This is a genomic window from Methylobacillus sp. MM3 (assembly GCF_001645185.1).
Classification (GTDB): domain Bacteria; phylum Pseudomonadota; class Gammaproteobacteria; order Burkholderiales; family Methylophilaceae; genus MM2.
Map to the genome: position 1 here is coordinate 238,019 of NZ_LXTQ01000020.1, position 14,667 is coordinate 252,685.

A 14,667-nucleotide genomic window follows, 5' to 3' on the forward strand; every position below is an offset into this window, starting at 1 on the left:
TTCCATCTCCTGATGAGGTTTCCTTCCCTCAATACACAAATCCTGCTGGGCGCCATGGGCGGCGTGGCCGCAGGGCTTGCGCTGTCGGCCGCGGGCAAGAATGCGCCCGTCACGCAGCACAGCCTGTATGCGGCCGGCCTGGTCGGCAACCTGTTCATCGATTTGCTGAAAATGGTGCTAATCCCACTGGTGTTCACTTCCATCGCGGTCGGCGTCGCCAATCTGCGCGCGCATAGCCAGATGCATCGGGTATGGGTCGCGACGTTGGGGTTTTTCGCACTGTCGATGTCGATCGCCATCGTGCTCGGTCTCGGAGCCGCCAACCTGTTCGAGCCCGGCCGCGGAATGCATCTCGAAATGTTCCGCGAGGCGATACAGGGATATGAGGCGAAGCAATTGCCGCTGCCGGAGTTCTTCGCCCAATTCCTGCACGGGTTGTTCATGAATCCGGTCACCGCGCTAGCCGAGGGTCATGTGCTGGCGGTGGTGGTATTCGGATTGATCCTCGGCATTGCGCTGGTGGTTGGCGGCGAGCGCTACCGCAATGTGCTGCAGTTTCTGCAGGAGCTGCTGGACCTGTCGCTGATGCTGGTGGGCTGGATCATGCGCCTGGCGCCGTTCGGCATCATGGCCCTGCTGATACGGCTGGTGGCAACCCAGGATGTAACACTGCTAGCCACGCTGGGAAAATTCATCATGGTAGTGCTCGGCACCACGCTGCTGCATGGCGTGGTGGTCTTGCCGCTATTGCTGTATCTGGTGGCCGGAGTGACGCCGCTGCGTTTTTTCCGCGGCTCGCGCGAAGCGCTGGTGACTGCGTTTGCCACCAGTTCCAGTTCGGCGACATTGCCGGTTTCGTTGCGCTGCGCGGAGCAGAACCTGCACGTGAAGCGCGATATCGCTTCTTTCGTCATTCCGCTGGGCGCGACCGTCAATATGGACGGCACGGCACTGTACGAGGCTGCTGCCGCGTTGTTTATCGCCAATCTGGCGGGAATCGAGTTGAGCGGCGTACAGCAATTGGTCGTTTTTTTCACGGCAATGATTGCCGCGATGGGCGCACCGGGTATTCCCAGTGCGGGAATGGTGACGATGGTGATGGTGTTGCAATCGGTCGGGCTGCCGGTCGAAGCCATCGCGATCCTGCTGCCGATCGACCGTCTGTTGGATGCCTTCCGCACTGCCGTCAATGTCGAGGACGACATGATCGGAAGTATGATCGTGCAGAAGCTGGTGCGCGAACCGGCCGGCTAGTCCTGCTGGCGCAATCGTGCGCGCAACGCCTCGGCGATTTCTATGCGCAGGCGTTCGGCAATGTTCTGCTGCATGCGGGCTGCTTCCTCGGCGACAATGATGTCCAGGTTTTCCAGCATCAGCGGCATCAGGGCATCGATGACGGCGTCCGCCAGTTCCTCCCCAGTACCGGGTTGCGCGGGCGGGACGGTGCCTTCGTAGATTTCCGTCAATACCGGGATTTCCGTGGGTTCATCAAGGATCACGAAGGGTGTGCCGCTGTCCGCGGGAGCGGAAAATGAATCAGGTGCCGCCTCGTCTCTTGCCGTCTCGGGCAAAGGTTCGGGCGCGGCTCCTGCCGTATCTCCCGCCTGGCCGCGTTTCATGAGGGCATCCAGGCGGCTCAGCACCTGCTCGAATTGCTGGTTAGGACCCGATTCGTCAGCCACTATTGACCTGCCACGTCGTAAGATTCGATTTCGTAGCCGCGCTCACGGTAAAAGCGGAAGCGCGTGCGCGCCGTGCTTCGATCGTCCTCTTCCAGTCCGACCACCTCAATCAATTCCCGGAAACGGCTGAAGAACGGAGGATGTTCCGGGGTCAGGTTGATCAGGATATCGTCATGTAGCAGATTCTGGCCCTGCCAATCGATGACGATGGGCGTTTCGGCGCCGAGAGGATGATTGCTGCGGCAATGCGGCAGAAAGCCGGTGGGTGGATGCGACCACAGGGCGGATTCGAGCATCGATGCCGCATCGGCGTCCGTCGTAAAGATGAATAGTCGCCGCCGTTCTTTCAATGCATCGGTCGCGAGTTCCGTCACCTGCCGGAACTTGTCCGTGACATTGAAGTAGAAATCGATGCGCGTCATCGGCTGTTTAGCGCTCGCCGCTACGCTGCATCAGGAAATGTGTCAGCAGCGGAACGGGGCGGCCTGTCGCGCCCCTGTCCTTGCCCGACTTCCAGGCGGTGCCGGCGATATCCAGATGTGCCCAGTCGAATTTCTTGGCGAAGCGGGAAAGGAAGCATGCGGCGGTGATGCTTCCGCCCGCGCGGCCGCCGATATTGCCCATGTCGGCGAAATTGCTCTTCAGCTGATCCTGGTAGTCGTCCCAGGTCGGCATCGGCCAGACGCGATCAAAAGCGTCTTCGCCGGCATTGTGCAGTTCCTTGATGAGATTGTCGGAGTTGCCGAACAGACCGCTTGCATGATGGCCGAGGGCAATCACGCAGGCGCCGGTCAGAGTGGCGATGTCCACAACGGCTTCGGGTTCGAAGCGCTCGGTATAGGTGAGTGCGTCGCACAGGATCAGGCGGCCTTCGGCATCGGTGTTCAGGATTTCAATGGTCTGGCCGGACATGCTGGTGACGATGTCGCCCGGCTTGTTGGCATTGCCGTCCGGCAGGTTTTCGCATGTCGGGATGACGCCGACCGCGTTGATCGGCAGGTTCATCTCGGCGATGGCCTTGAACGTGCCGAGCACGCTGGCCGCGCCGCACATGTCGTATTTCATTTCGTCCATGTCGCCCGCCGGTTTCAGCGAAATGCCGCCGGCGTCGAAGGTGATGCCCTTGCCGACCAGCGCCACGGGCTTCTGGTCAGTCTCACCCTTGTTGTAATGCAGGACAATGAGCTTGGGAGGCTGGCGGCTGCCCTTGGCAACGCTGAGGAAAGAACCCATGCCAAGTTTTTCCATATCTGCTTTTTCAAGGACTTCGACCTTGAAGCCGTAATGATTGCCCAATTCGGCGGCTTGTTCGGCCAGGTAGGACGGAGTGCAGATATTGCCGGGCAGATTGCCCAGATCCTTGGCGAGACGGATGCCGGAGGCGATGGCGAGACCGCGCTGGAGAGCCACATCGCCTTTTTTCAGGTCGTTGCGTTGCGGAACATTGATGATCAGCTTGTAGACGCCGCGACGTTCTTCGTCTTTTTTGCATTGCGGATGGGCGAACCGATAAATCGAATCCATGGTCAGTTCGATCATCTGTTCGATCTTCCAGCCGATATCGCGTTTCTTGATCGGCAATTCGGCGAGGAAACTGGCGGCATCGTTGGCGCCGTGATTGTCGAGGGCCTTGACGGAAGCAGCAACGGCACGGCGGTATTCACGCTCGCGGAATTCGCGCTCCTTGCCGAGACCGATCAGCAATACACGGTCGCATAGCGTGCCGGGGACATTGTGCAGCAACAGGCTGCTGCCCAGCTTGCCCTCCATGTCGCCGCGGCGCAGGATGCTGCCCAGATAGCCGTCGGAAGCACGGTCGATGGCGGCGGCGGCGGCGGATAGCTTGCGCGATTCGTACACGCCGACGATGACGCAGGCGTTACGCTGTTTCTCCGGGTTGCCGTTTTTTATGCTAAATTCCATTGCTGAAGCCCTTTCCGTAAAATTTATCCGATTATCCAACGTTTCCACGCGAATTCAAACCCGGGATGATATTTAGACGATCCTTGACGCAGGAGCTCTACTCCACCGCGCTCGCCACGTTCATGACGCTGGTGGGGATCGTGCTTGCCCAGCGCGTCGCCCATTATTTGGGCATTGCAGCGCGCGGAAACCTTGCCAGTGACGCCATCAACGCGCTTCTGGGCTTCAGTCTGCTCAAGTATCTTCCATTATTGCTGACATTGACGCTTTTTCTTAGCGTGCTGCTGACTCTGACACGCTGGCATCGAGACAGTGAAATGGTGGTGTGGTTCACTTCGGGCCTCGGGCTTGCTGCATGGGTGCGCCCGGCGTTGTGGTTTGCCTTGCCGCTGATTATCGTGATCGGCATCCTCAGTTTGTTTGTCTCGCCATGGGCGACAGGCCAGGGGCAGGCGTTCGCCGACCAACTCAAGGCGCGCGACGAACTGGCCGCAATTTCGCCCGGCGTATTCAAGGAGTCGCGAAATGCCGACCGCGTGTATTTCGTCGAAAGCTTTGACGAGTTGGGCAATACGGTGAAAAACGTGTTCGTGCAATCGATACAGCACCAGAAGCTGGGCATCATTGTCGCGCAGAAAGGTTTTCGCGAAACGGCTGAAAACGGCGATAACTTCCTGGTGATGCAGAATGGCCGACGTTATGAGGGCAAGCCGAATACGCCGGAATTTTCGATAACCGAGTTCGAACGCTACGCGATCCGTATCGAGTCGGCCGAGGTGCAGGAACGGCCGCCCAGCACCCAGACGCGTTCCAGCGAGGACTTGCTGCGCGAACGTTCCAAAGAAAGCAGCGCAGAATTCCAGTGGCGCCTGGCGACGCCGATTTCCGCATTCCTGCTCGTTTTACTGGCGATTCCGATGAGCTTCGTCGATCCGCGCGCAGGACGTTCGGCCAACATGATCATGGCGCTGCTGGTGTACGTGATATATAACAATCTGCTCAGCATCAGCCAGGCATGGGTACAGCAGGACAAGATTCACCCTGCCATCGGACTGTGGCCGGTGCACGGAATCGTGCTTGCGTTGATCGTTTATCTATTTTATCGACGGCTGTTCCTGCTGCCGCTGATTCCCAATCTGTTCCGTAAATGAAGCTTTTCAGCCGTTATCTTTTTCAGGAAATCGTCTACAGCGTTGTGCTGATGATGGTGGCGCTGCTCGCGCTGTTCGCATTCTTCGACCTGATCCAGGAGTTGGAAAGTCTGGGCAAGGGCACGTACGGGCTCGGGCAGATTCTGCTGTTCGTGCTGCTGAGCATTCCCGGTCATGTGTATGAAGTGGTTCCGGTGGCCGTGCTGATCGGCACCATGTATGCGCTAGCGCAATTCGGGCGCAATTCGGAACTGGTGGTGCTGCGCACGAGCGGCATCTCGATGCTGCAACTCGCGCGCCCGCTGGTCGCCGTGGGGTTGCTGTTCGCGGGGGTGACGTTTCTCGGCGGGGAGTTGATCGCGCCTTTGAGTGAAAAGTCCGCCCAGCGCATGCGCATCATGGCGACCGACTCTGTCGTGGCGCAGGATTTTCGTTCCGGCATGTGGGTCAAGGACGGCAATAGCTTTATCAATATTCAGGATGTCCTGCCGGATGCCGGGCTGCTGAATGTGCATATTTACGAATTCGATCAGGATTTTCATCTGCGCACGATCAGCAATGCCAAGACCGCCAATTATGTGGGCGGCCACTGGAATCTGCACGAAGTTACGCAAACCGGCTTTGCCGACAAGAGCATACGCTCCCAATATTATGACAAAGCCAAATGGCAATCGGTGATCCAGCCTGAGTTGCTGAGCGTGTTGTTGGTGGTGCCGGAGAAGATGTCCGCCTGGAACCTGTATTTCTACATCCAGCATCTAAGCCAGAATCACCAGAAGACGACCCGTCATCAGATCGCCTTGTGGTCGAAGATGGTGTATCCGGTGGCATGCATTGTGATGGTGGTGCTGGCGCTTCCGTTCGGTTTCCTGCAGCAACGCGCGGGGGGCATTAGCGCCAAAATCTCCATGGGCATCATGCTGGGCATCAGCTATCAGGTGCTTAACCGGCTATTTGTGCATCTCGGCTTGCTGAACGATTGGCCGCCGTCTGTCAGTGCCACGGTGCCAACCCTGCTTTTCCTGGTCGCAGGAGTGGGGATGCTGTTATGGAATGAGCGGCGTTAAGAGCCTATTTCAGTAATACCAGCCGTGTTCCGGCTATCCGGTCGTGCAGGAACTGGCCATCCTTATCCAGCAGTGCCCACCAGAAGCCTATCCCGCCCGCCAACAGGCCGGCAATAGCCAGAAACAGGCGCTGCAAGGCTTGAAAGAAAGTGAGCGGCGCACCGCTTTTTGTCAGCACCCGAATGCGCCAGGTTTTCATGGCCAGTGTTTGCCCGCCATGTGTCCAGCACCAGAGAAAATACCCGGAAATCGTCAGCAGGGAAGCGCCTTGAAGGAGCCAGCGGACAAAGCCGTGCGTTGCGTTGTCGAAAGCCGAGGTTACGAGGGCCGATGCCAGCATCCACAAGGCGATGACGGTCAGCGATTCATATAGCACGCCGCCGAGCCGGCGCAGGAATCCGGGCGTTTCCAAACGCTAATTGCCGAAATCGTCTTCGGGAGCGGGTTCCGGGCGGTTATTGCGGAGTTTCTGACGCTCGGTTTCAGGCAGGCGCTGGTATTCGCGCCACTTTTTCCGCAACTCATCCTGCTTTTCCTGGGGCAGGGATTCAAACTGCTGATATTTCTTGCGGGCGTTTTCACGTTCGTACGGCGTCATGCGGCTCCAGTTGTCGAGCCGCTGCTGGACGCGCTGCTGTTGCTGCGGATTCATTTTTGGGTAGTCGCGTGCGATATCGAGCATGCGCTCGCGCTGCCAGGGGCGCAAGGCGTCCCATTCTTCGGCCAGAGGCGACAATACCTGTTTCTGATCTTCGCTCAGTTGCGCCCAGTTCGGATCGCCTCCCTGTGCGGCATGCGCTTGTACCGCCCACAAGGCGGCAATCGCTATTAGCGCCGCGAGGTATTTTCTAACCATGCATCAAACCCCTTGTCCACATAAGCTTCGGGCGGCAGGTCGGAAGCGAGCAGCAATGCGTCCGCTTCAACCGGCTCCGAATAATTTTGTTGCAAGACGACCAGCACCAGGAGTGCCGCCGAAATCACGAGCGCCGTGGGCATCCAGGCATGATGCCCATGCAAATGTTCGCTGATATAGCGGCCCACGCCGGCGAGATTGGTTTCCGCGTGGGCGACATAGGCAGGCTGAGCCATCGCGGCGACCGCTTTGCGTCGAGCCGCAAGCAATCTTTCGGAGGTCTGCTGATCCAGCTCCGATACGCCATAATTCAATACGTCGACAATTTTCTTTGCTGTGTCCTGTTCGCGCGTCATAGCCGTATTCCTTTCTTCCCGAGCACCGCCGCCAATGCATGCACTGCCCGTGAGCAATGCGTCTTGACGCTACCCTCGGAACATCCCATTATTTTTGCCGTTTCCGCTACATCCATATCTTCCCAGTAACGCAACACAAAGGCTTCGCGTTGACGGCCTGGCAGTTTTTGTAAGGCGCTTTCGATTATAGCAAGCGTTTGGGCGCGCTCCACCTGCTTCTGCGGGTCGTCGGCACCCTCGTCTTCGATCGAGCTCAGGGTTTCTAGCGGATCGCGGTCATCTTCGTCATCGCCGGATGAAAATGAAGAAAACAAGGTAGTCCAGAGATTGCGGACCTTCTGGCGGCGGAAATGATCGCGAATGGTATTTTGCAAAATCCGCTGAAACAGCATCGGAAACTCATCCGCAGGCCGTTGCGCATACTTTTCCGCCAGCTTGAGCATGGAATCCTGCACGATATCGAGCGCCATGTGGTCGTTGCGGACTGCATATACGGCCTGTTTGTAGGCGCGCCGCTCGACCTCTGAAAGAAAATCGGATAATTCCTGAGAGTTGGCCATTCTTTTGAGAAACTGGAAGGACAGTCTTGGTCCCTGTTCCGCCGAGTATAACAGGTTGATTTTTGTTGCGTGACTGGCTTTTCGTTACAATCGGCCTTTCACCTCGGGAGCCTCACCATGTTGGGTAAATTACTGTTACTGGCTCTGGCCATCTGGATGGTTCTGCTGCTGCTCAAGCAATACCGTCGCGGCATCGGCACAAGGCCGCGGCAGTCGGGAAAGTTCGAGTCGCAAGACATGGTTTCCTGCAAGGAGTGTGGCGTACATCTCCCCAAGAACGAAAGCATCCTGAAAAAAGGCGCCTATTTTTGCTGCAAGGAACACAGCGATAAAGCGGAGCAATGAAGCTACCCGTCCTCGTTGCCGAGCCGCCTTTGCCGCATTCCGACGCCTACTGGCGAACGATGCGCTACTTCGGCTTTTACCGGCTGATCATTGCCGTTCTGCTTTTTGGCACCTATTTTCTGCTTGGTGAGCGCGATTGGTGGCGTGACTACGACAGCCCTTTCTACCTGAATTCGGCGTTCAGCTATGCCGGCTTTGCCGTGCTGATGAGTGTATTGGCAGCCGTCCGCTGGCCGCGTTTCAATCGGCAACTGACTTTGCAGGCCATGGGCGATATTCTGTTCATCGTCTTGCTGATGCATGTCAGCGGAGGGGTGAAGAGCGGCCTCGGATTGCTGCTGGTGGTGGCGATTGCCGGTGCGAGCCTGATCAGCCAGGGACGGCTTGCGTTGTTCTATGCGGCCGTGGCCAGTATTGCCCTGTTGCTGGAGCAAAGCTGGCGGATGCTGACCGGGAGCGAGAGCTTCGGCGATTACAGTCACGCGGTGATGCTGGGGCTAAGCTGTTTTGCAACGGCATGGCTGGCGCACACCTTTGCCAAGCGCACCCAGCAGAGCGAGGAGCTTGCTTCGCAGCGCGGCATCGACCTGGAAAACCTGGCGCAAATCAACCAGTTGGTCATTCGCGACATGCAGGATGGGGTGATGGTGGTCGATCAGGATTTGCGTCTCCGTCATCACAATTTGCGCGTTGAGAGCCTGCTGGGCGTCAGCGCCGGCAACTGGAAGGAGTCATCGCTGGATACCTTTGCGCCGGGTATCGCGCAGCTATACTCGGAATGGGCGCGCGGCAACGCGGCCGGCGACCAGAAATTCTCGGCCAATGGCAAGGAGCTGTCGTTGCGTTTTTTGCCGGTCGGCGCCGACCGCAAGCGCGGCGCCGTGATATTCATTGAGGACTGGAGCCGCGTGCAGGAGCAGGCGCGCCAGCTTAAACTCGCGGCGCTCGGCCGTTTGACGGCCAATATCGCACATGAAATCCGCAATCCGCTGAGCGCAATCAGCCACGCAAACCAGCTGTTGCAGGAGGAGGAAAACGCCGACCCCACCTACCTTCGCCTGCTGCAGATCATCGACGACAATGTGCATCGGCTGGATCACATGGTGAAGGACGTGCTGCAGTTGAGCAGGCGCGACCGTAGCCGCCAGGAAACCATCAGCCTGGGAGATTTTCTGGATGAGTTCCATGAGCATTTTTGCCGAATCGAAAAGATCCCGCCGGAATGTTTTGCAATCGAATCCGAAAGCGGCGAATTGGCCACGCTGTTCGATCGCCACCATTTGCACCAAATATTATGGAATCTTTGCCGCAACGGCTGGCGTCATGGACAAAAGCAGGCCGGCAGCCTGAAAGTGCGCTTGCGCGAAGGGGTGCGCCCATCGCGGCTGGAACTTGAAGTGTCGGACGACGGCGACGGCTTGTCGCCGGAAGCTCGGGCGCACCTGTTCGAGCCGTTTTTTACCACCGAAGCCAGCGGTACCGGCCTCGGCCTCTATGTGGCGCGAGAACTATGCGAGGCCAACGGTGCGATGCTGGATTATGTAGAATCTCGGGTCGGAGCGCGATTTATTATCTATTTGAAGAGACAACATGCCTGATTTCCCCGCAACGGCCTCTTGCCTGGTCGTAGACGACGAAGCCGATATCCGCGAGCTGCTGGTGCTGACGCTCGAACGGATGGGGCTGTCCGTCGAATGCGCGTCGGATGTTGCCGAAGCGCAGCGGAAGCTGGAGCAGCGGGAGTTCGCGCTCTGTCTCACCGACATGCGCCTGCCGGATGGCGACGGTCTGGAGTTGATGCGTCACATTTTCCAGCACCGGCCGGGCATGCCGGTCGCCGTCATCACCGCTTACGGCAGCGCGGAAAACGCGGTCGCCGCGCTCAAGGCAGGCGCGTTCGATTATCTTTCCAAGCCCATTTCGCTCAAGCAGTTGCGGCCGTTGGTGCAGTCGGCGCTCAAGCTGTCGGAGCGTGCCGAACCCAGAACGGCCGGGCTTGCCCTGATCGGCGACTCCGCGCCTATCCGGCAGGCGCGCCAAATGATAGACAAGCTGGCGCGCAGCCAGGCACCCGTTTACATCAGCGGTGAATCCGGCAGCGGCAAGGAACTCGCGGCGCGGCTGATTCACGCCAATAGCGTGCGGTGCGAAGGGCCTTTCGTGCCGGTGAATTGCGGCGCAATTCCCGAGAATCTCATGGAAAGCGAGTTCTTCGGGTACAAGAAAGGTGCCTTCACCGGCGCCTTGCAGGACAGGGAAGGTTTCTTTCAGGCCGCCAGCGGCGGGACGTTATTCCTGGACGAAGTCGCCGACCTGCCGTTGCCGATGCAGGTGAAGCTGCTGCGCGCGATTCAGGAAAAGAAAGTGCGCATGGTCGGCAGTACGCAGGAGGAAAACGTGGATGTGCGCATCATCAGCGCAACGCATCGCAATTTGTCGCAGATGATGGAAAACGGCTTGTTCCGGCAGGACTTGTATTACCGGCTCAATGTCATCGAGCTCAGGATGCCGCCGTTGCGGGAGATGGCCGAAGATATCCCGCAGCTCGCCGCGAACATACTGGAGAAGCATTGTCGGGAACTCGGCACAGCGATCCCCAGGCTTTCCGAACCCGCGGCGATGGCTCTGATCCGGCATGGCTTTCCCGGCAACGTGCGCGAACTGGAAAATGTGCTCGAGCGGGCCTTGGCCTTGTGCGACGGCAGCGCTATCGAGAGCGGGGATTTGCTATTGGAGGCATCGGCGTCTCCGGTTGAAGACGTCGAGTTCGCGCACGATGGAGAAATTCCGCTACCGGAGTATCTCGAGAGCATAGAACGGAAAATCATCCTCGATGCCCTCGAAAAAACCGGCAACAACAAAACGGCCGCAGCCAAATTACTGGGCGTCAGCTTTCGAACCCTGCGTTACCGGCTCGAAAGACTGAATCTCGGCAAGGATTAACGCTACGAAAGCGCGATAGCCAGGTAAGTCAGGTATAGCCCGCCGTTCACCCATACATGCCACACTTTCAGGTAGCCCTTGCCCGCCATCCAGCGTAACCAGAGCGCTGCCAGCAAGGTGATGATGACGCCCGCCAGCACTTCGCTGCGCGGCTCCCACGGCGTCAGCATGATGCCGATGGCCGGCAGCAGCGTGCCCTGAAATACCATCGCGCCGGTGATGTTGCCGAACGCCAGCGTATCCTTGTGCTTGCGGATCCAGAGGATGCTGTTGACCTTTTCCGGCAGCTCGGTCGCAATCGGGATGATCAGCAGCGACAGCAGCAGCGCGGAAATGCCGAGGATCGCAGCGGCCTCTTCGACGCCATTGATGAAACCGTGCGCACCGAAAATCAGCAGCGCGAGGCCGCCCGCCAGTTGCAGCAGAATGATGATCATGTTGTTGGGCAGGCCGATGCGGCACAGAAACATCGGGTCGTCGGCTTCGGTGGCATGGCCTTCATGCACCAGCGCCTTGGAGGCGCGCAGCGTGAGCATGATGTAGATGAAATAGATCAGCACCATGCTGAAGCCCAGCGCGGCGCGGACAGCCGTCAGGTGATGCGGGATGAACAGGGCCAGCGTGGCGAAGGCAAAAGCGGCCAGGAAAAAATTGAGGTCGCGGATCAGGCCGGTCTTTTCCGGGCGGAATTCGCCATGTACACCGCGCTTTTTCAGCACCGCAAATGCCAGCAGCGACAACGACAGGGTAGACAGCATCAGTGGTGCGCCAAGAATTGCGCCGACGCCGATTTCCTCGTTGACCTGGGTATTGGCCGTGCCCGCCAGCAGCGCCAGCAGAGGCACCATGGTTTCCGGCAGTGCCGTGCCGACCGCGGCGAACAACGAACCGGTGACGCCTTCGGAAATTTTGAGTTTTTCGCCCAGGTGCTCGAGAGCGTTGGTAAAGATTTCGGCAGCGACTAGAATCACCACCAGCATGACGAATAATTCGAGGAATATCATGGAAGGCCCTGACAGTTTGATTAGCATGCGATTGTATCGGAATCGGACTTGCCTCGCATGAGCGCGCTGCATGTCGAGGCCGGTGGCGTTGCCCCTGAGGCGCACCAGATTGCTTCGCCCAACTACGATGAGCGCCCGGACGGGTGCGCGATCGACCTGATCGTTATCCACAATATCAGCCTGCCTCCCGGCGAATTCGGTGGCGACGGCGTCATCAATCTTTTTACCAACCGGCTGAATCCCGAAGCGCATCCGTATTACCGCGAAATCCATCACTTGAAAGTGTCGGCGCATTTTTTCATACGGCGAAACGGCGAGCTGATCCAGTTTGTCCCATGCGACAAGCGCGCCTGGCATGCCGGCGTGTCGCAATGGCAGGGCCGCGAGCGTTGCAACGATTTTTCGATCGGCATCGAGTTGGAAGGCGACGATGAAACGCCTTTCGAAGAGGCGCAGTACGCGACGCTGAATGCCTTGTTGACGGCATTAAGAGAGATTTATCCCGGCGCGGCGGTGACGGGGCATTCGGATATTGCCCCGGGCCGGAAAACCGATCCGGGTCCGTGTTTCGACTGGGGCAGGGTTAGCCGCTAGCGGGTTTTTCCGTCGCGTAGAACCATTTCAGCATGAACGGCGGCGCCATCGTGGTGAGGGCGATGACGATCAGCAATGCGGCGTAGAGCTCGCCGGGCAGAATGTTCTGGCTGAACCCCAGCTGGGCGAAGATCAACCCCACTTCTCCGCGCGGAATCATCGACATGCCGATGGCCGTTTGCATGCGGCGCGACGCGCGGATACAGAATCCGGCCGCGAATTTTCCAATGAAGGCCGCGACCAGCAAGGCGCCGGCCAAGGCCCAGATGAAACTCGACCCCCAGTCCACCACATTCAGATTGAGCGACACGCCGACCATCACGAAAAACAGCGGGGAGAACGTATGGATCAGCGGCCGCATCTGGTCTTCGACTTTTTGTGCCAGTTTGGGGCTGGGCGTGAAGGCGATGGCGTAGGAGGGCGTTAAGCGTATGCGCATCTTCAGGCCGAAATGCTGGCCGAACGCCAGACCGGCCGCGAAACCGCCCATGATTTCCGGCGCGCCGACCAGATGCGCCAGCCAGGAAAACAGCAGTATCAGTGCCAGCGCCATCGTCAGCAGCAGGCCGGGAGAGGCTGCTCGGCGGTCGAAGTGATCGATGATTTCGGCGGCGAACTTGGCGACAAAGGGCGCCAGCGCCATGAACAGCACGATATACAAGCCGACTTCGCCCAGCGCTTGTACGGAAACCTGCTGCTCCACGGCGAACTGATACAGGAAAGCCAGCGCCAGCACGCCCAGGATGTCGTCCAGCACCGCCGCGCCGATGACGATCTGCGCTTCGTCCGAGTGGCGTTTCTTGAGGTCGTCCAATACGCGCACCGTAATGCCGATGCTGGTGGCGGTCAGCGTGCCGCCGATAAACAATGCAGTGAGCAGCGACAAATCGAACAGCCACGCACTGACAGCGTAGCCAAGAAAAAACGGCAGCAGAAAACCGACGAAAGCCACGATGACCGGCTTGGTGCCCGAGCTTGCCAGCCGACGCAGATCGGTATCCATGCCCACTTCGAACAACAGCAGGATGATGCCGATTTCCGCCAGCAGTTTCATGGTGGCGTCCGGCGATACCCAGCCGAGCAACGAAGGGCCGACCATCAGCCCGGCCAGCAGCTCGCCGATAACGGCAGGGATGCCGAAGCGCGCGACGGTTTCGGAAAATACGCGGGCGGCGATCAGGACGATAGCGAAAAGAAGGAAAAATTGATGCAATTCCATGAGCGCACTTTCGGTCGAAGAATGCATGCATTCTAATGGCTATTCGTTTGCCTGATCGAATGTAGTGCCTCATTGAAAGGATACATTGCATGCCTGCTGCCACGTTTTCATATGCGCAAATCTACCGCTGCGTGTCGCGCATTCCACCCGGGCGCGTGGCTACCTACGGCCAAGTCGCGAAGCTGGCTGGCATCCCGAATGGCGCCCGTTCGGTCGGCTATGCGCTGAGTGCACTGGATGACGGCAGCCTCGTTCCCTGGCATCGCGTCGTCAATGCCGCCGGTGAAATCAGCCCGCGTTCAAGCAGTGACGCCATGGAGAACACTCAGCGGATTCGCCTTGAGCGAGAAGGCGTAGTATTCGATGCGCATGGCCGTATTCCCTTGGCGATGTTCCGGTGGAATGGCGAGTAACCAGCCATGCTGACGCGCTATGAAAACCGGGCGGGCAATTCGGGTGTGGTGGCGTATGAAATCCGGCCCGACGGCATCCGGGTCAAGTTTATCGACGGCAGGATTTACACCTATACCTACCGCAGCGCGGGGCGCGGGAATGTGGAACGCATGAAGTTGCTGGCGCGTTCCGGCCGGGGGCTTAGCGGATTCATCAGCACCCATGTCAAGAACCGCTATGCCGCGCGGTCCTCAAATTGACCAACCGATCGGTCAGTGGCAGACTTTCTCGTAGAATGAGCCGCGCCACACCACCGTACGCTGGCGGAGCAGGTTTTTCGGCAAGAATTTCTCCAAGCTGGTCGAGATCATCCGGCACGGCCAGGCGCGCGAGGAGTTGCGCACGGATATCGATCCGGCCGCCGTGGCGGTGATGTTGATTGCAGCCAATATCTACTTTTCCAGGCGCGCGAGACGCTGCGCCATTTGCCCGGTGTCGGCTTTGCGGACGATCCGGTGAGCTACAACCGGAAAATGATGCAGGTAATGCTGAACGGCTTGTTGCCGGCCAAAGA

Annotated in this window: 19 protein-coding genes; 9 read left to right on the plus strand and 10 right to left on the minus strand. The window is 58.6% G+C overall.

Features of this window, described 5'->3' with window-relative positions:
• The first annotated feature begins 12 nt into the window (after positions 1-12).
• Complete coding sequence (locus A7976_RS08015; RefSeq protein WP_067109838.1) at positions 13-1,254, plus strand: dicarboxylate/amino acid:cation symporter; 1,242 nt, start codon at positions 13-15, stop codon at positions 1,252-1,254.
• On the opposite strand, the gene A7976_RS08020 is transcribed toward A7976_RS08015, so the two are convergent.
• The 3 genes from A7976_RS08020 to A7976_RS08030 are packed head-to-tail and all read right to left on the minus strand — an operon-like array spanning position 1,251 to position 3,605.
• Entirely contained in the window at positions 1,251-1,682 is a 432-nt protein-coding gene (locus A7976_RS08020; protein ID WP_067109841.1) for a hypothetical protein, read from the minus strand. The genes A7976_RS08015 and A7976_RS08020 overlap by 4 nt on opposite strands.
• A complete protein-coding gene (locus A7976_RS08025; protein ID WP_067109843.1) occupies positions 1,682-2,104 on the minus strand; it encodes a DNA polymerase III subunit chi in 423 nt (140 codons plus the stop codon). Before A7976_RS08025 ends, A7976_RS08020 begins: the two co-directional genes overlap by 1 nt.
• A gap of 7 nt (positions 2,105-2,111) precedes the next feature.
• On the minus strand, positions 2,112-3,605 hold the full coding sequence (locus tag A7976_RS08030) for a leucyl aminopeptidase (protein WP_067109846.1): 1,494 nt from the start codon (positions 3,603-3,605) through the stop codon (positions 2,112-2,114).
• Positions 3,606-3,670: 65 nt separating this feature from the next.
• Here A7976_RS08030 and lptF point away from each other — a divergent pair, with 65 nt between their 5' ends.
• A complete protein-coding gene (lptF, locus tag A7976_RS08035) occupies positions 3,671-4,756 on the plus strand; it encodes an LPS export ABC transporter permease LptF (RefSeq protein WP_067109849.1) in 1,086 nt (361 codons plus the stop codon).
• Entirely contained in the window at positions 4,753-5,823 is a 1,071-nt protein-coding gene (gene lptG / locus A7976_RS08040; RefSeq protein WP_067109852.1) for an LPS export ABC transporter permease LptG, read from the plus strand. Before lptF ends, lptG begins: the two co-directional genes overlap by 4 nt.
• 4 nt (positions 5,824-5,827) lie before the next feature.
• Here lptG and A7976_RS08045 read toward each other — a convergent pair whose 3' ends face one another.
• From A7976_RS08045 to A7976_RS08060, 4 genes are read right to left on the minus strand one after another with little or no spacing between them, the layout of a single operon-like run.
• Positions 5,828-6,235, minus strand: a complete 408-nt coding sequence (locus tag A7976_RS08045; RefSeq protein WP_067109854.1) for an RDD family protein — start codon at positions 6,233-6,235, stop codon at positions 5,828-5,830.
• Positions 6,236-6,238: 3 nt separating this feature from the next.
• The gene (locus A7976_RS08050) at positions 6,239-6,679 is read right to left on the minus strand and encodes a DUF3106 domain-containing protein (RefSeq protein WP_082878044.1); all 441 of its coding nucleotides are present in this window, start codon (positions 6,677-6,679) and stop codon (positions 6,239-6,241) included.
• Positions 6,652-7,035 carry a DUF3619 family protein gene (locus tag A7976_RS08055; RefSeq protein WP_067109856.1) on the minus strand — a complete coding sequence of 128 codons (384 nt, stop codon included), beginning with the start codon at positions 7,033-7,035 and terminating at the stop codon, positions 6,652-6,654. The genes A7976_RS08050 and A7976_RS08055 overlap by 28 nt, the downstream gene beginning before the upstream one ends.
• Positions 7,032-7,595, minus strand: coding sequence for an RNA polymerase sigma factor (locus A7976_RS08060; protein WP_067109859.1), 564 nt, complete (start codon positions 7,593-7,595; stop codon positions 7,032-7,034). Before A7976_RS08060 ends, A7976_RS08055 begins: the two co-directional genes overlap by 4 nt.
• A gap of 117 nt (positions 7,596-7,712) precedes the next feature.
• Between A7976_RS08060 and A7976_RS08065 the strand changes: the two genes are divergently transcribed.
• Genes A7976_RS08065 through A7976_RS08075 form a run of 3 tightly spaced genes read left to right on the plus strand, consistent with a single transcriptional unit; the run spans position 7,713 to position 10,883 of the window.
• Complete coding sequence (locus tag A7976_RS08065; protein ID WP_082878045.1) at positions 7,713-7,940, plus strand: PP0621 family protein; 228 nt, start codon at positions 7,713-7,715, stop codon at positions 7,938-7,940.
• The gene (locus A7976_RS08070) at positions 7,937-9,538 is read left to right on the plus strand and encodes a PAS domain-containing sensor histidine kinase (RefSeq protein WP_067109862.1); all 1,602 of its coding nucleotides are present in this window, start codon (positions 7,937-7,939) and stop codon (positions 9,536-9,538) included. Before A7976_RS08065 ends, A7976_RS08070 begins: the two co-directional genes overlap by 4 nt.
• On the plus strand, positions 9,531-10,883 hold the full coding sequence (locus A7976_RS08075) for a sigma-54 dependent transcriptional regulator (protein ID WP_067109865.1): 1,353 nt from the start codon (positions 9,531-9,533) through the stop codon (positions 10,881-10,883). The genes A7976_RS08070 and A7976_RS08075 overlap by 8 nt, the downstream gene beginning before the upstream one ends.
• Positions 10,884-10,885: 2 nt before the next feature.
• Here the strand turns inward: A7976_RS08075 and A7976_RS08080 are convergent, their stop codons facing one another.
• Positions 10,886-11,887: a sodium:calcium antiporter gene (locus A7976_RS08080; RefSeq protein ID WP_067109867.1), complete on the minus strand. Its 1,002-nt coding sequence runs from the start codon at positions 11,885-11,887 to the stop codon at positions 10,886-10,888.
• Between the two features lie 57 nt (positions 11,888-11,944).
• Here A7976_RS08080 and ampD point away from each other — a divergent pair, with 57 nt between their 5' ends.
• Positions 11,945-12,481, plus strand: a complete 537-nt coding sequence (ampD, locus tag A7976_RS08085; RefSeq protein ID WP_067109869.1) for a 1,6-anhydro-N-acetylmuramyl-L-alanine amidase AmpD — start codon at positions 11,945-11,947, stop codon at positions 12,479-12,481.
• On the opposite strand, the gene A7976_RS08090 is transcribed toward ampD, so the two are convergent.
• On the minus strand, positions 12,471-13,700 hold the full coding sequence (locus A7976_RS08090; RefSeq protein ID WP_067110262.1) for a cation:proton antiporter: 1,230 nt from the start codon (positions 13,698-13,700) through the stop codon (positions 12,471-12,473). The two genes, ampD and A7976_RS08090, sit on opposite strands and share 11 nt — an antisense overlap.
• An 89-nt stretch (positions 13,701-13,789) precedes the next feature.
• Between A7976_RS08090 and A7976_RS08095 the strand changes: the two genes are divergently transcribed.
• Together A7976_RS08095 and A7976_RS08100 are read left to right on the plus strand one after the other, a co-directional pair.
• A complete protein-coding gene (locus A7976_RS08095) occupies positions 13,790-14,113 on the plus strand; it encodes an MGMT family protein (protein ID WP_067109872.1) in 324 nt (107 codons plus the stop codon).
• 6 nt (positions 14,114-14,119) lie between these two features.
• Entirely contained in the window at positions 14,120-14,353 is a 234-nt protein-coding gene (locus A7976_RS08100; RefSeq protein ID WP_082878046.1) for a hypothetical protein, read from the plus strand.
• A 12-nt stretch (positions 14,354-14,365) separates the two neighbouring features.
• On the opposite strand, the gene A7976_RS15165 is transcribed toward A7976_RS08100, so the two are convergent.
• A complete protein-coding gene (locus A7976_RS15165; RefSeq protein ID WP_165601730.1) occupies positions 14,366-14,542 on the minus strand; it encodes a hypothetical protein in 177 nt (58 codons plus the stop codon).
• Between the last annotated feature and the right edge of the window lie 125 nt (positions 14,543-14,667).